The sequence below is a fragment of the Pelagibius sp. genome, from assembly GCF_028289705.1.
GTDB lineage: Bacteria > Pseudomonadota > Alphaproteobacteria > Kiloniellales > Kiloniellaceae > Pelagibius.
In genome coordinates this window covers 14,400-35,265 of sequence record NZ_JANQOI010000129.1, presented here as the reverse complement: position 1 = coordinate 35,265, position 20,866 = coordinate 14,400, and the positions used below count along the sequence as shown (strand labels likewise).

At 67.5% G+C, this 20,866-nt stretch carries 20 protein-coding genes; 12 read left to right on the top strand and 8 right to left on the bottom strand.

The genetic code is table 11. The annotated features are described in order from the left end of the window. Positions 1-2: 2 nt before the first annotated feature. The 9 genes from Q0996_RS16625 to Q0996_RS16585 all read left to right on the top strand — a co-directional run bounded on the left by Q0996_RS16625 (position 3) and on the right by Q0996_RS16585 (position 9,776). Complete coding sequence (locus tag Q0996_RS16625) at positions 3-869, top strand: DMT family transporter (RefSeq protein WP_299622179.1); 867 nt, start codon at positions 3-5, stop codon at positions 867-869. 55 nt (positions 870-924) lie between these two features. Then, positions 925-1,716: an enoyl-CoA hydratase/isomerase family protein gene (locus tag Q0996_RS16620; protein WP_299622176.1), complete on the top strand. Its 792-nt coding sequence runs from the start codon at positions 925-927 to the stop codon at positions 1,714-1,716. Positions 1,717-1,881: 165 nt separating this feature from the next. Next, positions 1,882-2,958 carry a hypothetical protein gene (locus Q0996_RS16615; protein WP_299622173.1) on the top strand — a complete coding sequence of 359 codons (1,077 nt, stop codon included), beginning with the start codon at positions 1,882-1,884 and terminating at the stop codon, positions 2,956-2,958. Positions 2,959-3,023: 65 nt separating this feature from the next. Next, the gene (locus tag Q0996_RS16610) at positions 3,024-3,545 is read left to right on the top strand and encodes a peroxiredoxin (protein ID WP_299622170.1); all 522 of its coding nucleotides are present in this window, start codon (positions 3,024-3,026) and stop codon (positions 3,543-3,545) included. Between the two features lie 121 nt (positions 3,546-3,666). After that, a complete protein-coding gene (locus Q0996_RS16605; protein WP_299622168.1) occupies positions 3,667-5,262 on the top strand; it encodes a bifunctional aminoglycoside phosphotransferase/ATP-binding protein in 1,596 nt (531 codons plus the stop codon). 186 nt (positions 5,263-5,448) lie between these two features. After that, positions 5,449-5,634 carry a hypothetical protein gene (locus tag Q0996_RS16600; RefSeq protein WP_299622165.1) on the top strand — a complete coding sequence of 62 codons (186 nt, stop codon included), beginning with the start codon at positions 5,449-5,451 and terminating at the stop codon, positions 5,632-5,634. Between the two features lie 243 nt (positions 5,635-5,877). Next, complete coding sequence (locus Q0996_RS16595; protein WP_299622162.1) at positions 5,878-7,299, top strand: calcium-binding protein; 1,422 nt, start codon at positions 5,878-5,880, stop codon at positions 7,297-7,299. A 382-nt stretch (positions 7,300-7,681) separates the two neighbouring features. Further along, entirely contained in the window at positions 7,682-8,866 is a 1,185-nt protein-coding gene (locus tag Q0996_RS16590) for a serine protease (protein ID WP_299622159.1), read from the top strand. Between the two features lie 112 nt (positions 8,867-8,978). After that, entirely contained in the window at positions 8,979-9,776 is a 798-nt protein-coding gene (locus Q0996_RS16585) for a S9 family peptidase (RefSeq protein WP_299622156.1), read from the top strand. Positions 9,777-9,781: 5 nt separating this feature from the next. Here the strand turns inward: Q0996_RS16585 and Q0996_RS16580 are convergent, their stop codons facing one another. Both Q0996_RS16580 and Q0996_RS16575 read right to left on the bottom strand, forming a co-directional pair. Further along, positions 9,782-10,810, bottom strand: coding sequence for a proline racemase family protein (locus tag Q0996_RS16580; protein ID WP_322096736.1), 1,029 nt, complete (start codon positions 10,808-10,810; stop codon positions 9,782-9,784). Next, positions 10,792-11,034, bottom strand: coding sequence for a hypothetical protein (locus tag Q0996_RS16575; protein ID WP_299622153.1), 243 nt, complete (start codon positions 11,032-11,034; stop codon positions 10,792-10,794). Before Q0996_RS16575 ends, Q0996_RS16580 begins: the two co-directional genes overlap by 19 nt. A gap of 98 nt (positions 11,035-11,132) precedes the next feature. On the opposite strand from Q0996_RS16575, the gene Q0996_RS16570 reads away from it, so the two are divergent. Together Q0996_RS16570 and Q0996_RS16565 are read left to right on the top strand one after the other, a co-directional pair. Then, the gene (locus Q0996_RS16570; RefSeq protein ID WP_299622151.1) at positions 11,133-11,525 is read left to right on the top strand and encodes a VOC family protein; all 393 of its coding nucleotides are present in this window, start codon (positions 11,133-11,135) and stop codon (positions 11,523-11,525) included. Between the two features lie 5 nt (positions 11,526-11,530). Beyond that, entirely contained in the window at positions 11,531-11,923 is a 393-nt protein-coding gene (locus Q0996_RS16565; protein WP_299622149.1) for a glyoxalase superfamily protein, read from the top strand. 9 nt (positions 11,924-11,932) lie between these two features. On the opposite strand, the gene Q0996_RS16560 is transcribed toward Q0996_RS16565, so the two are convergent. The 4 genes from Q0996_RS16560 to Q0996_RS16545 form a co-directional block, all read right to left on the bottom strand. After that, on the bottom strand, positions 11,933-12,688 hold the full coding sequence (locus Q0996_RS16560; RefSeq protein ID WP_322096735.1) for an MBL fold metallo-hydrolase: 756 nt from the start codon (positions 12,686-12,688) through the stop codon (positions 11,933-11,935). An 82-nt stretch (positions 12,689-12,770) separates the two neighbouring features. Then, the gene (locus Q0996_RS16555; RefSeq protein WP_299622147.1) at positions 12,771-13,658 is read right to left on the bottom strand and encodes a sulfurtransferase; all 888 of its coding nucleotides are present in this window, start codon (positions 13,656-13,658) and stop codon (positions 12,771-12,773) included. Between the two features lie 146 nt (positions 13,659-13,804). Beyond that, positions 13,805-14,632, bottom strand: coding sequence for a class I SAM-dependent methyltransferase (locus Q0996_RS16550; RefSeq protein WP_299622145.1), 828 nt, complete (start codon positions 14,630-14,632; stop codon positions 13,805-13,807). Positions 14,633-14,656: 24 nt separating this feature from the next. Continuing rightward, positions 14,657-15,316, bottom strand: coding sequence for a peroxiredoxin (locus Q0996_RS16545; RefSeq protein ID WP_299622143.1), 660 nt, complete (start codon positions 15,314-15,316; stop codon positions 14,657-14,659). Positions 15,317-15,621: 305 nt separating this feature from the next. Here Q0996_RS16545 and Q0996_RS16540 point away from each other — a divergent pair, with 305 nt between their 5' ends. After that, positions 15,622-19,167, top strand: coding sequence for an AAA family ATPase (locus tag Q0996_RS16540; RefSeq protein WP_299622141.1), 3,546 nt, complete (start codon positions 15,622-15,624; stop codon positions 19,165-19,167). On the opposite strand, the gene Q0996_RS16535 is transcribed toward Q0996_RS16540, so the two are convergent. Both Q0996_RS16535 and Q0996_RS16530 read right to left on the bottom strand, forming a co-directional pair. Beyond that, positions 19,164-19,865 (bottom strand): methyltransferase, encoded by a 702-nt coding sequence (locus tag Q0996_RS16535; protein WP_299622139.1) that lies wholly within the window; start codon positions 19,863-19,865, stop codon positions 19,164-19,166. The two genes, Q0996_RS16540 and Q0996_RS16535, sit on opposite strands and share 4 nt — an antisense overlap. Then, complete coding sequence (locus Q0996_RS16530) at positions 19,862-20,848, bottom strand: MDR family oxidoreductase (protein ID WP_299622137.1); 987 nt, start codon at positions 20,846-20,848, stop codon at positions 19,862-19,864. The genes Q0996_RS16535 and Q0996_RS16530 overlap by 4 nt, the downstream gene beginning before the upstream one ends. Positions 20,849-20,866 lie beyond the last annotated feature (18 nt).

The window sequence follows — 20,866 nt, the reverse complement described above, 5'->3', positions numbered from 1 at the left end:
TGATGTCTTCTGCCTCCGCCACCCTGAAGGCCATCGCCTGGATGATGGGCGCCCTTCTCTCCTTTGCCGTGATGTCGGTCTCGGTGCGCGAGCTGACGGGGGAGTTGCATGCCTTTCAGATGCTGTTCATCCGCAGCGCCATCGGCATCCTGATCCTGCTGCCGATCCTGCAGCGCGCCGGCTGGGGACAGATCCGTTTCGACCATCTTGCCGGCCACGGCGGGCGCAACGTCATCCACTTCACCGGCCAGGTGTTGTGGATCTTCGGAATCGGGCTGCTGCCGCTGGCCACCGTTTCTTCGCTGGAGTTCACCTCGCCGCTGTGGGGCGGACTGCTCACCGTCCTGTTCCTGGGCGAGCGGATGAACCGCGGCCGCTGGGCAGCTTTCGGCCTCGGCTTCCTGGGGGTGCTGGTGATCGTCCGCCCGGGCGTGATCCCGATCAGCGAGGGCATCGTCATCATGCTGTTTTGCGCCTTCTTCTTCGGCGCCACCGGGGCGGCAACGAAATGGCTGACGCGCCGCGAAACGGCGCTCGCCATCGTCTTCTACATGGTGGTGATGCAAACCCTGATGGGTGTGGTCGCCTCGGCCTTCGTCTGGGCGCCGCTGGCCTGGCATCAGGCGCCCTGGCTGCTGCTCCTGGCGATCACCGGGCTGACCGCCCACTACTGCATGACGACGGCTTTGGCCACCGCCGATGCGACCTTCATCATGCCCATGGAGTTTCTGCGCCTGCCGCTGGTGGCGGTCATCGGGTTTCTGGCCTATGGCGAGGACTTCGAGGTCATGATCCTGCTCGGCGCGGCCATCATCTTCACCGGCACCTATATTTCGATCCGCCACGAGACCCGAAGCGTGGTGCGTTAGATAGTCGGTCGGCAAGGGCGTAGCGTCTGCCGGCCCGATTCCTGGGGAGCATGGGATGACCTACGAAACACTCGACTTCGATGTCCGGGGCGCCGTCGCCTGGATCACGCTCAACCGGCCGGACCGCTTCAACGCCATGAACCCGGCGATGATGCGCGAGCTTTTCGACGTCGCGAACCGCTGTTCCAGCAACCGGGAGATCCGTGCCGCGGTCCTGACCGGAAGCGGCGATCAGGCCTTCTGTGCCGGGGGCGACGTCTCGGAGTTCGCCGACAACCTCGAAAGCTTCGACCTTCTGGTCAAGGAGATGACCAGCTATCTCCACGCCGCCGCCTCGCGCTTTGCCTGGATGCGCGCGCCGCTGATCGGGGCGGTGAACGGCGTGGCCGCCGGCGCCGGCCTCGGCCTGGTGTCCTTCTGCGATCTGGTGGTCACCGCCGAGACGGCGAGCTTCACCTCCGCCTATACCCAGATCGGCCTCACCCCCGACGGCAGTTCCACCTATTTCCTCAGCCGCATTCTCGGACACCGGCGCGCCATGGAACTCTTCCTCACCAACCGCGTGCTCAGCGCCGCCGAAGCCCTGGACTGGGGCCTCGTGAACAAGGTCGTTGCTGCGCCGGACCTGCGCGGCGAAACCGAAGCCCTGGCGGCGCGGCTGGCGGAGGGGCCCACCGGCGCCTACGGCGGCGTCAAGAAGCTGTTGCAGACCGCCGCCACCGACGGCCTGGAAAGCCAGATGGAGCGGGAAAGCCGCTGGATCGCGGAGATGGGGATGAGCGCCGATGGCCGCGAGGGCATTCGCGCCTTCATGGAGAAGCGAAAGCCGCAATTCAGCGGCGGCTAACCCCGTCACGGTCCGTCGGATCGGGCCAGTTCACAAATCCGCCCCACTCCTCCGACCGGCTCGCGCAATATCCCTGATATCGAGAGGGCCTTTCTGCTTGACGGCCATGCGATTGCGAGTCATTTTCATTCGCATCTTCTCCCGCTCAGGACAGCCTGACCCGCCATGCCCGAATTCTCTTCTCATGACCTCCGCCGGGGCCCGTCGCAACGGCCCCGCATCGTCGCCAATCTCGCCTTCGCCGAGATCCTGATTGTCTGGTCGCTGCGCCAGATGCTGGCGCGGACGGACGACAAAGGCTTTCAGGAAAGCCGCATCGCCGAGTCCCTCTCCCGGGCCTTCGGCCTGGCGCGGGTCGAAGACGCACTGGCGGCCCTCACAGCCCTGGCCGGCGGCCTCAGTGGTGAGGGCCGACTCGCCGACAGGTTCGCCGCCGTCGATGACGACCGTGTGACCGCGACGGAGGAGGCCATCCTGGCCACCTTGGCCGCCTATCAGCATCGCGAAAGCGGGCGCGCAGGCCGTCTGATCGAGTGGCTGGTTCAGCGCCCGGCCCAGCCGCGGCTGGCGGCTACGGCGCGCGGACTCGCGGCCATCATGACGGAGGCCGGCCACCGTCTGCCCCACAACCGGGCCCAGGACCCGAGGTTGCAGCCGGCGCTTCTCCTGTCTCCGCAAAACGTTACCGCGGCGCAGCAGGCCGACCTGCCCCACGCCGCCGGGTCCGAGAGCCTGACGGCGCCGGAACGCCATCTGCTGCTCGGGCTGCGGCTCTGGGTCGAGGCTTTCAAGGACAACAAGGATGCCCTGGGCGCGCTGCGTCAGTACTTCGGATACGACGCGGGGACCGATGCCGGGCTCAGCCTCCACGCCATCCTGCGCAACACCACCCTGACGGCTCTGCGCCAGATCGACGTGCGGTGCCGGCGCTGCCCCGGGCTTTCGGCGGACGAGGCGCGGCTGCTCGACAGCATCGCGCGGCTGCAGCGGGAGACCGTCGAAGCACAGGAACTCGCCTTGGCAGCCTGGATGCCGCCGGGGGCGCTGCGCTTTTCGCTGGAGGCGGCCCGCGGCCTTGCCATGGCCCTCTCCTTTCAGGGCCAGATCCTGCCGCGGCGGCGCTGGGACTTCGCGGCGCTGGAAGCTGCCGTCGCACGGCGGACAGCGGATTCCGGGCCTGCCGACCTGCATCCCCAAGACGCACCGCACACGCAGAGCGCGGTGTCCCAGACCCTACACTGACCCCCTAATCTCTGGCACCCAGCGAGGTCGAAGAGCGGGATCTCGCAAGAAGGAGGAGCATTCTCATGCGCACATCAGGCGAGTCCGTCCCCGAGGTCACCTTCAAGCTGCGCGAAGGCGGCGAGTGGAAGGTGAAGTCCAGCGCGGACTACTTCAAGGGCCGTAGCGTGGTGGTCTTCGCGTTGCCCGGCGCCTTCACGCCGACCTGTTCCTCGACCCACCTGCCGGGCTACATGGCGCTCTCCAAGAACCTAAAGACCATGGGCGTCGACGAGATCCTCTGTCTCTCGGTGAACGACGCCTTCGTGATGAACGCCTGGGCCCGGGACCAGGGCGTCGACGACGAGGTCACCATGCTGCCCGACGGCAGCGGCCACTTCACCCGCGCGATGGGCATGCTGGTGGACAAGGACGATCTGGGCTTCGGCGAGCGCTCCTGGCGCTATTCGATGCTGGTGGTCGACGGCGTCATCCGCAAGATGTTCGTCGAGGACCGCAACCAACCCGGCGATCCCTTCGCCGTCAGCGATGCGGTCACCATGCTGGACTATGTAAGCGAACAGCCGCGGCAGAGCGCGAGCGCCTAGTGTAACGGCTGAGCTCACGGCATCGCTGCCGGGGTCGTCTTTGAGGCAGCTCAATGTAAACAAGACCCGGGGACGGTAGGGTTCCGGCATCGCCGCGATCAACGAAGGGCTGTCTTCACCGATGACCGCCGCCCCCTGCCTGGCGTCGCCGCCGCGGCCTCCCGAGCCGGACCAGGATGCCGTCGTCCGCTTCCTGAGCGACCCGGCCAGCTATGACCCGAAGCCCGCGGAGGTCCAGCGCATCGAGACCCACGGCGCCCTTGTGTTTCTGGCCGGCGAGCGGGCCTACAAGATCAAGCGCGCCGTCCGCTACCCCTACATGGATTTCTCGACCCTGGAGAAACGGCGGCGGGCCTGTCAGCGGGAGCTGGCGCTGAATGCCAGGACCGCTCCAACGCTTTACCGCGAGGTGGTTCCCGTCACCCGCGATGGCGAAGGTAACCTGACGCTCGACGGACCGGGTGAACCGGTGGAGTGGGTGCTGGTCATGGCGCGCTTCGCACAGGACCGGCTGCTCAGCGCGCTCGCCACGGCCGGCGGCCTGACCGCGAAGATCGTCGACGACTTGGCCGACGCCATCGCCGCGTTCCACGACCATGCGCCGCCGGCCTTCGAAGGCCTGCACGCCGCCGAGCTTTGGGGCGCCAGGTCCATCGAGTGGGTGGTGGTGGAAAACAACGAGGAACTCGCGGCCCGCGGCGATCTCTTCGCACCGCAGGAGGCGGCCCGCCTCGCGGCCATTTCGCTCGATCACCTGAAACGCCACGCCGCTCTGTTGGACGCGCGCGCCCGGGCCGGTCTGCAGCGCCTCTGCCATGGCGATCTGCATCTGCGCAATGTCGTGCTGCTCGACGGGCGGCCACGGCTGTTCGATGCCATCGAGTTCAACGATGCCATCGCCTGCATCGATGTGTTCTACGATCTCGCCTTCCTGCTGATGGACCTGGAGCACCGCGGGCTGCGAAGTTTCTCCAACCAGGTGCTCAACCGGTACCTTCACCGGCGCGGCGATCTGCGGGCCCTGCCCCTGCTGCCGCTGTTCCTCTCCGCCCGTGCGACGGTGCGCGCCAAGGTCGCCGCCAGCCTGGAAGCCCTGGAGCACAACCCGCAAGCCCGGCAGGAACGGCGCAACGAGGCCGTCAGCTATTTCACCGAGGCGCTAGGGTTTCTGGAACCGGCACCGCCGCGGCTCGTCGCCGTGGGCGGCCTCTCGGGCAGCGGCAAGTCCTCGCTCGCCCGCCGCCTCGCTCCACACCTGGGCGCCGCACCGGGTGCCGTCCACCTGCGCAGCGACCTGCTGCGCAAGGCCATGGCCGGGGTCGAGGACCAGCAACGTCTGCCTGCCGAGGCCTACAGCCGGACAGCCAGCGACGCCGTCTATGCCCGCATGATGGAACAGGCCGCCCAGGTCCTGAACGCCGGCCACTCGGTCGTCCTCGACGCGGTCTTTGCCCGGCCCGAGGAACGCGCCACGGTCGCAGAGCTGGCGAAGACGCAGGGAGTCGATTTCACCGGCCTCTGGCTGTGGGCCGAAGCGGATGTTCTGAAGCAGCGGGTAACCGCCCGGCGGCACGACGCCTCCGACGCGACGGCGGCGGTGGTGGAACAGCAGCTCGGCTATGACCTCGGCCGCGTCGATTGGACCCAAGTGGATGCCCGCGGCCCCCGCGAGGCCGTCGCCAAGGACGCGCTCTCCCTTCTCGGCCTTCGGTCCTAGTTCGACTTCCGTCGAACCGGTTCCGGCCCGCGCGCCGCTGCAGATCCAGAAAAATCTGAACCGATGCAAACTCGGGTGCGACCCAGAGTCAGTCTCCGCGGGCGCAGGAATGAACCGCCCGCAAGACCGTTGTCGAAACAAGACGACGAACCGCAACGCCACAGGGGCTTCGGAGGCTCTGACGAAATGACGCACACACAAGCCACCGCAAGCAGCGCCGTCACCATCCGCCGCGATCTCGCGGACCTGGCGCTGGAACTGATCGACCGGGTCGGCGTCGACGGCGCCATCCGCTACTGCAACTCCATGAGCTGGGGCGGCGTTCTGGCCCAGATCGAGGCCTTTCGCGTCCAACGGCTGCGCGATGGCTAGCACCGGATTGGTATGTCTCGCACCCTCATGAAACCAGGAGGCGATGGACAATCGCAGAGCGCGAGCTTGCCGCCCGATTGCACCGCGCAGGCCGCCAAAACCCCGGAATTGAGCGGCGTTTACGCCATTTCCTAAAGGCTTGTTAAGGCCTTCCTTCCAGACTCCGGCCCTGCTGAAACGCTGCGTTCTCCTTCTCCTCACCCGAAGGGGGAGCGCGGCCGATTGCCGTGTGAGGAGCAGAGGATGGCAGGACGCTACAGCCCGGAGGGGCCCCTTGCGGACACACCTGAGGATACGGCCAGCGAGCCGGAAGGCCGCTATGTCGCGGTGATCCGTTCGCCCGCAGCGGGTCAGGAGGTTGCCGTCCAGGTCGGCGAGGCGAGCGCCATCGACCTGCGGTTCGACCCGGCAGCGGTGCAGGTCGCCGAGGCCCAGGACGATCTCGTCCTGAAGTTTCCCGATGGCGGACAACTGGCGCTCCAGAACTTCACCGGCGAGGAAGGGCGCGCGCCCACCATCATTCTGCCCGACGGACGCAAGGTCGAAGGCGAAGCACTGCTGCAACAGCTCGATCAGGCGATCCTGCAGCAGGCTCTGGAAACGGAAGCCGGCCCCGCAGGCAACGGTGGCGGTGGCGGCGTTTCCGTTTATCAGAGCAACCTGGGCGAGCTCATTGCCGGCCTTCAGTCCGACGACGCCAGCGACAGCGGCGTCACGACGCCAGCGAGCAGCGGTTTTGCGGCCCCGGACGACGACGATCCGGTCCTTCCGACCGAGACAGATACAGAGACGACGCCGGCCCCCGCTGCTCTCGCGGCCACCTTCGTTCCCCCGGCCAACCCGGTGGGACCCGGTGCCAAGGTCGCACTCTTCTCGCGCAAGGCCGACGAGGTCGATCTGAATGCCATCGACGTCGGCGGCTATCTTGAGGGCACGCAGTACGACGCCGGGAACGGCCACGACACTGTCGTCCTGGCGCAGGATGCCCGCCAGGCCCTGGAAGCGGGCTTCGACGCGGGCACCCTCTTCGACGCCGGCAAAGGCAACGACCACGTCACCGGCGGCAATCTCGCGGATCTGATCAACGGCGCCCAGGGTCGCGACACCCTCCTCGGCGGCGCCGGCGACGACAGTCTTTTCGGCGCTCAGGGCAACGACAGTCTGGTCGGTGGCGCAGACGACGATCTGCTGAACGGCGCCGGCGGGCGCGACACCCTGGACGGCGGCCTCGGCGGCGACCTGCTGGACGGCGGCGGCAGCCACGACCTGTTGCTCGCGGGGGCCGGCGACGACACGGTCCTCGGCGGCGGCGGACGCGACACCCTGGCCGGCGGTCTGGGGGACGACGTGATCAGCGGCGGCAACGGCCGCGACGTTTTCTCCTTCTCTCTCGCCGAGAACCAGGGCGATGACCTGATCCTCGATTTCAAGACCGGCAATAACGGCGACCGCCTGGAGATCGCCGACCTCGTCGACGAAAACGATGACGGCAAGATCGATGTCGACGATCTGGACGACGGCGCACACAGCGTTACCGGCACGGCCGATGCCGTGGTCATCACCTTCGACAACGGCGCCCGGGTCACGCTGGACGGCATCGACGGCAGCGGCGTCGACTCCTTCGACGACCTGCTCGACATCAAGGTGAATCTCGACATCGTTTAAGACCGTCTTCGGTCCTCGGGTCGCTGCGCCGCACTTTTTTGCCGCCCCCGGCAAAAGGGGCTAACTCTGATGCCCGTCTTGTCCGCCGGCGGCCGTGGCGGCAGTCTGTCTTTGCGCCGAGCGATCGATGACACCATCGAACTCCCCCATTCGGCGCATGCAATTTTGCCTGACACTCCCTGTTTCGACACACTTCCCCGGCGCCTGGCGCCGGGGATTTTTTTGTACCGGGGATCTTTTCAAAGCGCCCGCTATCCCTTCGGACTAGCCCACCATAGTGCGCACGCCTGACGGCCTTGCCGGTTAGACTTCGGGTTCGGAGTCCTGCGCCACCAGCATGGCCAATCAGGCTCCCCCTCACACCGCAAACCGGAGTCCAGACATGGTTCGCAAGCCCCGATCCCGGCGCCCTGCGGCAACCCGTTCGCGCAAGGCCGAGACCCCCGCCGCCCCGCTCACCGAGGCCCAGCTGAAACGTAAGGTCAAGGCGCGCCCGGCGCTGAAAAAGCCGAAGGCCGTGACGCTGCGGTTCGACAGGATGCTGGCCGGCGCTCCGAAGGTCCGGCACAAAACGACCAAGCGGCCCAAGTCGCTCATCGCCCGCCCCCACGCCAAGGCGAAGTCGGGCAGCGGCTTGGACCTGCAGATCGAAGTCGCCGGCGCCGAGCTTGGCACCCGGGTGTTCCGCCCGGACATCAGCGGCACCCGCGTGCCCCTGCCCCGGATGACCGCCAAGATGCGCCGGGACGCGCGGATGGGCCTGCCGGACCTCGACGGCCACCTGCCCGACCATCTGCCGCTGCAGCCGGTGCCGCCGCAGCTCGACAGGGCGCTGCGGGTGCGGCCCTTCGTTAACGCGTTCAGTCGCAGCAAGACCCAGCGGAGGGCGACCACGGTCTTCTGGCCGGAAGATCGCTACACCTTCTCCGACACCGCCTTTCCCTGGTGCACCGTCGGCCGCGTCGACACCGCCGGCGGCTGGGCCAGCGGGGTGCTGATCGGGCCGCGCCACATGCTGACCTGCAGCCATGCCATGGTCTGGGGCAGCGGCAATTCCGCCGGCTGGGTACGCTTCCGCCCCTCCTTCTTCGACGGCAATGCCCCCTTCGGCGAGGCCTGGGCGACCCGATGGTACGCCTTCCGCAAGGTCTTCGGCCCCAACATAGACGCCACGGAAGCCCGCGAGGACTATGTGGTCCTGGTGCTCGACCGGCGCATCGGCGATACCTGCGGCTGGATGGGTTCGCGTACTTATTCGGAGTCCTGGGACGGCGGCACCTTCTGGCGCCATATCGGCTATCCCGGCGACATGGCCGGCGGCCAGCGGCCCTCCTACGAGCGCGACATCGCCCTCGACGGCCGTAACAATTCGACCCACCGACAGGTCTGGCACCGCGGCGACATCTGGCCGGGCCAATCCGGCGGGCCCTTCTTCGCCTGGTGGAGCGGCGAGAACTGGCCGCGGGTCGTCTGCGTCCAGTCCTGGGAGAACAACCAGCGCAACGGCGCCTCCGGCGGCAGTCGCCTGGTCGACCTGATCATCCGCGCCCGCAACGATTTTCCTTAAGCCGCCGATCCGGGTTGCAGCCCGCCGGCAACTGACCGAAGATTCCGACGGTCGTCGACTGTCGACGCTCGGACCTGTTTCCGACCGCAACGGGATAAGAATGCGGGAAAGCTTGAGAGCCCTCGTGATGGCGGCCTTCGCCGCCGCGTTTGCTGCAACGGCCTATCAGGAGGCCGCAGCAACCCCCTGCGCCGCGGACAACCGCAGCCGCGTTGCGGCAAACGACGAGTGCTTGGTGATCAGCACTTACGGCGAACCTGCGGAGCGCACCGCGCTGATCCTCTTCATCCACGGCGACGGCTATCGCGGCGGGCCCTCCGACTACCTCTATCCGATCGCCGAAGAGCTCGGGACGAAGGGTGTTGTTGCCGTCGGCCTGATCCGGCCGGGGTACTATGACTCGAAAGACAATCGCTCGACGGGCAACAGCTATCGCAGAGGGGACAACTACCGCCCCGATGTCATCGCGACCGTGGCGGCTGCCGTCAAGGTTCTGAAAGAGCACACCCGGGCCGACTATGTCGTCTTGGCCGGTCATTCCGGCGGAGCGGCAATCTCCGGCGTCATCATCGGCAAGCACCCGGACCTGGTTGACGCCGCCGTGCTCGCTGCCTGTCCCTGCAACGTGCCCGAATGGCGGATCAAGAGACGCGGCCGGAACAGCTGGCGCCAAAGTCTCTCACCGCACAGCTTCGTGGACGGCGTCGATGAGACGACCACGGTGGTCGCCGTCACCGGCGGGAACGACCGCAATACGGAACCTGTCTTGGCCAGAGACTACGTGGCGGACCTCAAGACCAGGGGAATCGACGCCAGCTTCCTGGAAGTGCCCGGGGCCGGCCACAACGGCGTGGTGAGAACCCCCGAATTCCTGGCCGCCATCGCCGAGGTGCTCGCCAGGCGTCCCTGAGTTGCTTACCGCAGCAGGAAGCCTTCGCCCAGGGGGTCGTCGGGTTCCAGGGTGAAGCGGGCTTCGCCGCTGTAGTGGGCCTTGCCGGAAACCTCGACGATCACCGCGCGATGGCGGCCGGCCGTCGTCTCCTCCACCGCCGTGGCGGCGAATCGGGCGCCGGTGATGCTCTCAAAACTGCGAGTCTGGCCGAGGGCGAGCTGGCCGCGGGTCCACTGCAGGGCCACGCGCGCGGTGACGCCGGAGCCGGTGGGGCTGCGGTCCACCTGGCGGCCAGCGAAGATGCAGAGGTTGCGCGTCTCTGCCGCCTCGAAGGCATCGCGCCCGTCGGTGAAGATGGTGCCGTAGAGAAAGGCGAGGTCCGGGTCGTCCGGATGCGAAAGAGGAATCTGGGCGGCCGCCGCCTCGGTGATGGCCTCACCGGCATCGGTCAGGGCGCGCACCGAAGCGGCTTCGAGGTCGAGGCCGATGCTCTGGGCCGGGAGCACGGCGTAGAAGGCGCCGCCGTAGCCGATGTCGAGCTGCAGCGGGCCCCAGTCGCGGGTATCCACCATGGCGTCCCGCGCAAAGGCGAAGGCGGGGACGGAGCGAAAGCGCACCGCCCCGGCGCGGCCATTCTCAACGGTCACTGAAGTGCGCACCAGGCCACAGGGGCACTGGATGTTGACCGGGGTTTCCGGCTCCCGCGCGGCGACCCGCCCGGTATCGACAGCCCAGCGGCCGAGGGCGATCACCGCATGCCCACACATGGTCGAATAGCCCTCGTTGTGTAAAAAAAGCACGGCGAGATCGGCCTCCGGATGATCCGGTTCCACCAGTACCGCGCCGTACATCTCCGCATGGCCGCGCGGCTCGAACATCAAGAGCCGGCGCAGGGCGTCGTGGTGATCCCGCGCCGCGCGGCGCTTCTCCAACAACGTGCTGCCCGGTAGGTCCGGATAGCCGGCTGTGACGATCCGCACCGGCTCCCCGCCGGTGTGCATCTCGACGGTGGAAATCGAGAGACTGTCTATGGCTAGAGGCTTCCCGTCCACGGCGTCTTGCGCTCCACTGCGATGGGTTGGTCATAGAAATCGACGCGGCGACTCTCCTCGCCGGGCAGGGGCGCGGGGTGGCAGTCGACTTCGGCCAGGGTGCGGTAGCAGGGGCGTTCCGCATAGCGAAGCTGCGGGAGGGGCTCGGCCGCGCAGGCCGCCAGCAGGGGGATCAGCGTCAGGCCGAGCAGCCCGCACCGGACAGAGGGGAATCTCAGTTGCACGATGTCACCTTCCTTGTTACCCCCCATTGCTCTTTTCGTCGTTGGACCCAGCTTAGCCTCTGCACCTCCGCTCACAAAGCCGCAAAGGACGCACCCCCATGGTCGACCGCCTGTTAACCAACATCATGGTTGGAGACCTTCAGGCCAGCCGCGATTTCTACATCGGCCTGCTGGACCTGAAACTGCATTTCGAGAGCGACTGGTATGTGATCCTGACGGATCGTGAGGCCCGGCGCTTCGAGCTTGGCCTGATCGACCGCGGCAGCGACCTGATCCCGGCGGCGCAGCAAGGCAGGCCGGCGGGTGCCTATCTGACCTTCGTGGTGCCCGACGCCGATGCCGTCTATCAGCGCGCCCTCGACCGGAACTGCGAGATCCTTCAGGCGCCGCGGGACGAGTTCTACGGCCAGCGGCGCTTCCTGACCCTCGACCCCGACGGCCTGATGATCGACATCTCCGCCCCGACCGCGCCACCCCCACAGGAGGACTGAGGACCATGCCGGATCGCCAGGCAAACACGCTCGAGCGGGCGACCCCGGTCCTGAAGACCGGCGACTATCCGCGGGCCCGCCGCTTCTACATGGAGACTCTGGGCTTCACGCTGCTGGAGGAAGGCGGCGACCCAGCCCGCTTCGGCATCTTCGAGCGGGGCGGGGCCGTCGTCTTCGTCGATAGCTGGCATGGGCCGCCGGCCGCGGCGACCGGCTGGGACGCCTACTTCCACAGCCCCGATGTCGATGCGCTCTGTGAAGAGCTGACCGCGGCCGGCGCCAACATCACCCGGCCGCTGGAGAACGCGATCTACGGCATGCGCGAGTTCGAGGTCACCGACCCCGACGGCAACGTGCTCTGCTTCGGCACCGACATGGACGTAATCTCCCAGGGCTGAGGTTCGCGGCTAGACTCCGGCGAAGGGCGCTAGGGCGGCGATCTCCAGCATCTTTGGCCCCGCCCCGTCACCGAGGTCCTGCTGGGGCAGGCCGAGCTGCAGGTTCGCCGGGACCGCGATCTTGATCATCTTCGGCGGCGCCAGGTCGAGCCGCGCCATCATTTCCACATAGGCCGCCTTCGAGTCGACCTGGAGGCGCGGGTTGTGGGCCTTCTGCTCGCCGATGCTGCTGACCCAGCGGCCTTTGTAGTCGTGGCCCGGATAGACCAGGGTTTCATCCGGCATGGTGAGAATGCGCCCGAAGAGCGAATCGTACTGGGCTGCCGCATCGCCGCCCTGAAAATCGGTTCGGCCCGTCGCCCCGATCAGGAGCGTATCGCCGGTGAAGACGCGGTCCTGCATGACCAGACAGTAGGAGTCCGGCGTGTGGCCGGGGGTGTGAATCGCCCTCAGCACCAGGCCGTCGACCTTGATGAGCTCGCCGTCGTAGAGCCGGATGTCCACCAGCTCGCAGCGCGTGTTCGTGCCCATAGCGGCGATGCAGCCGGTCTTGTTGCGCAGTGCGCCGAGGCCGGTGATGTGATCGGCATGCAGATGGGTATCCACCGCCTGAACCAGCTTCAGGTCCAGGCTGGCCAGCAGCCCGAGATAGTGCGGCACCTGTTCCAGAACCGGGTCGATCAGAATCGCCTCACCGCCGCGCCGGGCGGCGATCAGATAGCTGTAGGTGCAGAACTGGGGATCGAAAAGCTGGCGAAAGATCATTCCTGACGTCCAATCGAAGACGGATCCAACCAAAGCGCGGTAGAACCGGGCGGCCGAGAACGGCCGCCCGGTCCGCAGGCGGTCAGCCGCCGGCCTTGCCGGTGATCTTCGGCAGCTCTTCGGCCGCACCCCACTCGGCCCAGGAGCGGTCGTAGCTCCGGACCCGGGGATAGCCGAGCAGCCGCAGGGTGAAGTAGGAGTGGGCGGCCGCCTTGCCGTTCTGGCAGTGCACGGCGATGTTCTTGTCCGGCGTGACGCCGTGGCTGGCGAAGTGCCAGCGCAACTCGGCAGCCGACTTCAGGGTGCCGTCCTCCGCCAGGTTCTGCTTCCAGGGGATGGACTTGGCCCAGGGAATGTGGCCGTCGTTGTAGAGATTGGACGGACGCACATCGATGACCACCACCGAGTCGTCGTCCCGGCGGTCGAGCAACCAGTCCGCCGTGGCCAAGCGGCGCGGGGTCGGCGTGTAGGCGAAGGTCTTCTTGCGCACCTTCGGGACCCGGGTGGAGACCTTGCGGCCTTCGGCCTGCCACTTCGGGATACCGCCGTTCAGCACGCTCACCTCGCGATGGCCGAAGTACTCCGCCATCCAGAACAGCCGGGCGGCGTGGAAACCGCCCTTGTCATCGTAGAAGACCAGCGGCGTGTCCTTGTCGATGCCCTGCTCGCCCAGCATCGCGGCCAGGGTCTCATGCGGCAGCAGGTCGCCCGGGACATGGCTGTCGGGGTCGATCACGTCGTCGGCACCGAGGTGCACGGCCCCCGGAATGTGGCCCTTGTCGTAGGCCTCCCTGGGGCGCACGTCGACGATGTTGACCGGGCCCGTTTCCATCATCACCCAAAGGGTCTCGGTGTCGGTCAGCAGGTCCGGGTTGGCATAGCCCTGCTCGGCAGCATGGCTTGCGCAGGCGGTGAGTCCTGCCAGAGCCAGCGGCGCCAGCAGACGTCCGAATTTCAGACTGAGGTTCATCATCATCCTTTCCTTCTCATAATCTCTCTGCAGCGACCTCCCACGCCGCCGTCGCGTTTGGTGACGGCGGCCCATCGCCGCCGCCGTGCCTGCCCTTTTCCGGAAACCTTGCCGGCCACGCGGCCCGCAGCCGGGTGTCGCATGCTCTAAGCCTGGGGTTTGCGGGCCCGGGCGTAGATCACGTTGGTGTCGAGTGCGGTGACGCCGCTGTCCCGCAGCCAGGAGACCCCGGCGGCACGCACGCTCTCCGCATCCCCCGGAGACATCTGGTCCACGGTCCAGCAGAGGCCGGAGCCCAGGACCACGGTCCACCAGTCCTCCGGCGACGCCAGCACCTGCCGGTCCTGGACCTCCTCGACCACCGCATCCTTGATGCCAGCGGCCTGCAGCATCTGCCGCATGGTCGCGACCTCCGCAATGCGGTCCCAGGGATTGAAGGCGCGCTTCAGATCGGGCCGCCGCCGTTCGACCTCGTCCCAGAAATGGGTGACACAGGGCTCCAGAAAACCCTTGCTCCAGGACGTGATCGCAAGCTGGCCGCCCGGGCGCACCATGCGCCAGAGTTCGCCGACCAGGCGCTCCATCTCGGGGACGAAAAAAACCGCGAAGACACAAACCACCGCATCGAAGTGCATGTCCGGGAAGCCGAGGCCGGTCATGTCGCCGCGGCGGAAGTCGACGTTGGTGAGACCCCGTTCCGCGGCACGCGCCCGGCCCTGGCTCAACATCTTCTCCGCCAGGTCGACGGCGATCACCTTGCCGCGCGGACCAACCCTTTCGGCCGCCGGGATCGCCGAGGCGCCGGTCCCGCAGCCAACGTCAAGAACGGCACTGCCGGGCTCGAGCTTTAAGCGTTCGATCGTGCCTTCGCCGTGGCGCGACCAGAAGGCGTTGGAACCGGATTCGAAAAGCTCTGCTGCCAGATTGTACGTCGCCTCGGCCTTCGCTTTGGCGGCTTCAAGTTCGCTTCGCATATCGATTAGCTCAATTGAGGCCGTTCAATGCGGCTGTGCGACGATCCGCAGATAGGGACGCGGTGCCCGCCAGCCGTCGGGGAACTTCTTGCGCGCTTCCGCGTCGGCCAGGGCCGGCACGATGATCACGTCCTCGCCCTGCTGCCAGTTGACCGGCGTCGCCACCGAGTGGTTGGCGGTGAGCTGCAGGGAGTCGATCACGCGCAGGATCTCATCGAAGTTGCGCCCGGTGCTCATGGGATAGACCACCATCAGCTTGATCTTCTTGTCCGGGCCGATCACGAAGACGGTGCGCACGGTCGCATTGTCGAGCGCGGTACGGCCGTTGGCGCTGTCGCCGGCGCTGGCCGGCAGCATGCCGTAGAGCTTAGCCACCTCCAGGTCGGAGTCGCCGATGATCGGGAAGTTCGGGGCGTAGCCCTGGGTCTCTTCGATGTCCGCGGCCCAGCGCGCATGATCCTCGATGGGGTCGACGCTGAGGCCCACCACCTTCACGTTGCGCCTGTCGAACTCCGGCTTCAGCTTGGCCATGTAGCCCAGCTCCGTGGTGCAGACCGGGGTGAAGTCCTTGGGGTGGGAAAACAGGACGGCCCAGCCGTCGCCGATCCAGTCGTGGAAGCTGATTGGGCCGTCGGTGGTCTCGGCCTGAAAATCCGGGGCGGTCTCGCCAAGTTGCAACGCCATGGTTCTACCTCTTTCGTGAAAGTTTCTGCGTCGGGAAGACGGCGGGCGCCGTCGACGGGTGGGGTCCTAATCCCTCCGCCGGCGCCGAGACCTGAAGAAAACAAAATGAAAATGTGAAAGTTCCCCAATGCGCCGTTCCGGCCGGTGCCCGAGGGCCTGGTCGCCCCACCCTTAGCCCTGCGATCCCTCACGCAGATGTGATCCAGGGGCGGCGATTGGCTGCAGCGAGAAATGCAACTGAAACACTGGGTGATCATGATCCGCGCCCACTTCAGGACTTCGGGGATAGGCCATTGGGAGAGTGCGTGGCATACAATGAGGATCCGCCCGGACGGCAGGGGCCGCCCGGCGTTTTGCTGATCGGGGCATTCCGAATCGACCCGGCGACCCGGCAGGTCAGCCGGGGCGATCAGACCCGGCGCGTCTCGCCCAAGGCGCTTCGCGTGCTGATGGTGCTGGCGCAGGCCGCCGGGGCGGTGGTGTCGCGGGACGACCTGCTCGATCAGGTCTGGCCCGAGGTCACCGTGGGCGAGGAGGTTCTGACCCAGGCCATCGCCGAGTTGCGCCGTGCCTTTCAGGACAAGGCGCGGAACCCTCAGTACATCGAAACGGTGCACAAGGCCGGCTATCGCCTGCTCACCCCGGTGCAACGGCCGGAGGATCCCGGCGCTGTGGCCGTCGACGCGGTGGCCTCATCGGACGAGCCGACGGCCAAGGGCGAGTCAGCCCCGGAGGAGGCGGTCTTCGTGCTCGGCCGCGAGCACAAGCAGGTGACTGTTCTGGACTGTGCGCTGAGCGGCGCCGCGGCTCTCGCGGCAACCATCGACGCGGAGACCATGGCCGATACCGTCGAGCGGCTGCAGCAGACAGCCGGCGAAATCGTCGAGCGCTTCGAGGGCACCGTGGCGCAGTGGCAGGGCGACGGCCTGATCGCCCTCTTCGGCGCCCCCCGCGCCTTGGAAGATCATGCCCGCCGCGCCGTCAGCGCGGCCATGGAGCTGATGCGCCACTTCCAGGGCGAAGGCACGGCAGGCGACGCGCCGGCCGCCCTGCAGCCCGATGCCCTGCGGCTCAGTATCGGCATCCACACCGGCCCGGCGGTCGTCGGGCTGCGGCAGGCCGGCTCCCGCGAGATCTTCACTGCCATCGGCGTAACCACCGAAACCGCCAAACGCCTGCGCAGCATCGCGCCACCGGGCGCCGTGCTGACGAGCCCGGAAACCTACGAGATCGTCGGCTCCGAGATCATCGCCAGCCTCTTCGCCCCCGACGGCAGCGACACCAGGGCCTTTCAGGCCCACGCCTTCGCCCACCGCCTCTCCGGCGTGCCGCGGCGGGCACAGCCCTTCCTCAGCAGCTTCGTCGGCCGTGCCAGAGAGCTGGAGATGCTGCGCGCGCGTGTCGACGGTCTGGCAGCCAGTGGCGGCCAGGTGGTCAACATCGTCGGCGAACCGGGCATCGGCAAGTCGCGCCTCGCAACGGAACTGGAAGCGAGCCTTGCCGGCTCCGAGGTCCGGGTTCTGCGCGCCCACTGCCTGCCCCACGGGCGTGGCAGCCCCTACCTGCCGCTCGCCCGCTTGCTACGGGAGTTCTGCGCCGCGGGCAAACCGGTCAGCGACGAGGCGCTTGGTGCGCTTCTGGGCGAGCGGCTCTCCGAGGCGGGCCTGGACGAGCCGGAAACCGGCGCGCTGCTGCTCCAGCTTCTGGGCCTCACCTTCGACGCAGAGGCGCTGCGCCACCTGTCGGCAGAGGAGAAGCGGCAACGCACCTTTGCCTGCCTGCACAGCCTTGTGGCGCAGGCGGCCCGGCACCGCCCCCTGGTCCTGCTGATCGAGGATCTTCACTGGATCGACGCCACCTCGCAGGCCTGGCTGGCGGAGCAGGTCATGCGGCTGACCGGCCGGCCGATCCTGCTGCTGGTCACCCACAGGCCCGGCTACCAGGCACCTTGGCAGGGCCGCTCCTCGGTGACCCAGATCGCCATGCCGGCGCTCGCCCCCTCCGACAGCCGGGCGCTGATCCGTTCGGTGCCGAAAAAGATGGCGCTTTCCCCCGAAGCCCTGGAAGGCATCATCGCCCGGGCCCAGGGCAATCCCTTTTTCCTGGAAGAGCTCGCCTTCAGTCATGGGACCGCCGGCGAAGAGGCCGACATCCCGGACAGCGTGCAGGCGGTCATCGCCGCGCGCATCGACCGGCTACCTCCCGCGGACAAGCGCCTGTTGCAGATCGCCGCGGTGATCGGCGCGCGCATCCCGCTGGAGCTGCTGGCCAGGGTCGATGGGCTGGATGGTTCCCTGCGGCACGAGAGCCTGCAGCGCCTGCAGGAAGCGGAGCTGCTGTACGAGCGCCGCGGCGCGCCGCAGCACATCTTTGCCTTTAAGCACGCCCTGACCCAGGAGGTGGCCTATATGGGTCTGGTGGCCAAATCCCGGCGCGCCATCCATCAGGAGATCGCCGAGGCCCTGGAGGACCACTTTAGCGAGCTGGTTGCCGCACGGCCGGAGATTCTGGCGCGGCATCTGACGGCCGCCGGCCAGCGCCGCCGCGCCGTGAAGCAATGGCTGGCCGCCGGACGTAAGGCGGCGGCGCGTGCGACCGGCGTTGAGGCTGCCGCTCACTTCCAGGAAGCCCTGGATCTCATCGCGGAAGAACCGGAGGAGAGCGCGCTGGCCAAGACCAAGCTGACCATTCTGATCGAGCTCGGCGTCGTGCTTCAGGCCTTGAAGGGCGCCGGGGCCGCGGAGGTCGGCGAGATCTATCGTCAGGCCCGGGCCCTCAGCGACCGCATTGCCCAGGCTCGCGAAGGCTTCGTCGCGCTCTGGGGGCTCTGGCGCTACAAGGTCCTGAACGCGGCCTTCGAGGAGTCGGGCGGTCTGGCCGAGGAGATGCTTGGTCTGGCACAGCGGAAGTCCGATGCCGAGTTCGACCTTCAGGCGCGCCATGCCATCTGGACGACGGCCCGCTTCACCGGGTCCCTGGCCGAAGCCATCGAGCACGCCGAAGCCGGCATCGCGCTGGCGGAACCGCGGTTCCAGACCGCTCCGCACTATGCCTTCGGCGGCCACGATCCCATCTGCTGCGCCCGCGGGACCCGCGCCATCGTGCTGGGACTGCAGGGCCGGACGGAGTCGGCGCGGCGCGAGATGGACAGCGCCATCGCGCTTGCCGAGAGCATCGGCCACCGGCCGAGCTTGGCCGGCGTCTATCTGAATGCCGCCGATCTCTACCTGGCCAGCCGCGACTGCGAGGCCTTGGGCGCGGTGGCCCGGAAGCTGCTATGTCTGGGCGAGGAACTCGGCTTTGCCATGCACATCAACATCGCCCGCTTCTCGCTCGCCTGGTGCCGCTTTCGGCACGGCGGGGAAAGCGCCGCGTTGAACGAGATGCGGCAGGTGCTGGACCGGACCAGACGTGCCGGCGGAACCGGACGGGAACCCTATCACTACGCCTTGTTTGCCGACTGCCTCGGCCGGGCCGGGCGGTACAACGAGGCGCGCTGTGTCATCAATGAAGTCTTCGAGGAGATCACCCAAAGGCGCCAGGGCCACTGGGCCAAGAGCGAGGCGCACCGCATGCTCGGAGAGATCCTCCTGGGAGCGGCCGCCGGACAGGACGAACTCGCCGAGCACCACTTTCAACAGGCCCGCCACATCGCCTGGGAACAGGGCGCCCTTTCCCTGGAGCTCCGCGCGGCCTGCAGCCTTGCAAAGCTCTGGCAGAGCCAGGGCCGGGTGGATCAGGCCGAAGACCTGCTGCAAGCGGTCTGCGGGCGCTTCACCGAAAGCCGTGGCAACGCCGATCTGAGCGACGCCCGAACGCTCTTACTCCCGATGATGCAGGAAGCGCCCTAACCGCGCGCGGTGAAGATCGCGACCCGCCCGCGCAGCCGAAGCGCCACCTCGGAGAACTGGTCCGACAGGGCAGCGCGCAGGCCGGCCTCGTCATCCTCGGCATTGCCGAAAATGCCTTTCGATTCGTAGAGCGCCATCACCTTGCGGCCCAAGGCGTTGTGTGGGACCCCGCGGCCCAGAATGGTGGCGCCGAAGAGGACGCCGCCCGGGGCAAGATAGGGTTTCAGATGCCGGAAGGCCGCCGCCTTCCGCGCCATCGGGCCGGGCAGACAATGCAGCAGATAGGTGATGCTGATGGACTGAAAGGGTGGCGCATCGATGGCGATGGGCTCCAGCACGTTGGCGCAGTAGCTTTGCGGCGCATAGCGGGCGACCCGCCGCGCCGCCGCCTCCAGGCAGGTCGGGTTGAGGTCGAGCAACCCAAGGCGGGGCTTGGCGACCGGGAAGCGGCAGCGGTCCAGAAAGAAGCCCGTCGCGACACCGACGTCCAGATGATTGCCGCTCACGTTGTCGTCGTAGAGCGCCAGCAACTCACGGGTCGGGCAGCCCCAGAGCGAGCGGTTGGACAGCCAGAGCACAAGAAAGTCGTAGATCTTCAGGCTGGCCGGCGTGTAGACCGCCGTTCCCGCCCAGGCCTGCTCGGCCGGCGTCGTCCGCTCATCGGCGGGCTGCCCTGCCGACAGGGAGGGCCCGGTCATTCCGCCGTGCTCACCACGACGCGCCCACGCACCTGGCCTTTCAGGATATCGCTGCCGAGCCCCGGCAGGTCGGCGAGCTTGGCTTCGTTGATCATGCCGTCGAGCTTGTCCAGCGGCAGGTCGGCGACAATGCGGTTCCAGGCCGCCTTGCGCCGCGGAAGCGGACACATCACCGAGTCGATTCCCAGCAGATTGACCCCGCGCAGCAGGAAGGGCAGCACCGTGGTCTCCAGCGTGCTGCCCCCGGCCAGCCCCACGGCGGCCACCGATCCGCCATAAGCGATCTGCGGCAGCACGCAGGCCAGGGTCGACCCGCCCACAGAATCGATGCAGGCCTGCCAGCGCTCTTTGTCCAGCGGGCGGCCCGACGGCTCCGCAATCTCGGCGCGGTCAATGAGGGTCGTGGCGCCGAGGTCCTTCAGATAGCCGTGGGTCTCCGCGCGACCGGTGGAGGCCGCCACCTGATAGCCAAGTTTGTGCAGGACGGCGACGGCGACCGAGCCGACGCCACCCGCCGCACCGGTCACCAGAACCTCACCCTTGGCGGGGTCGAGGCCGTGGTCCTCCAGGGCCATCACCGCCAGCATGGCGGTGAAGCCCGCCGTGCCCACCGCCATGGCCCGCCGGCTCGAAAGGCCTTCGGGCAGGTGCACCAGCCAGTCGCCCTTCACCCGCGCCTTCTGGGCATGACCGCCCCAATGCATCTCCCCCACACGCCAGCCGGTCAGGGCGACCTGATCGCCGGGCTGGTAGTCGGGGTGGCTGCTGACCTCCACGGTTCCCGCAAAGTCGATGCCGGGCACATGGGGATAGCTCCGCACCAGACGGCCGATCCCATTCAGGACCATGCCGTCCTTGTAGTTCAGCGTCGTATAGTCGACCAGGACGGTCACATCGCCTTCGGGAAGCTGGTCTTCCTCAAGCTCGGTGAGGCTGGCCGAGACCTTGCCGTCGGTCTCTTCCAGCAGGATTGCCTTGAACACGCCTTTTCCTTTCTTATC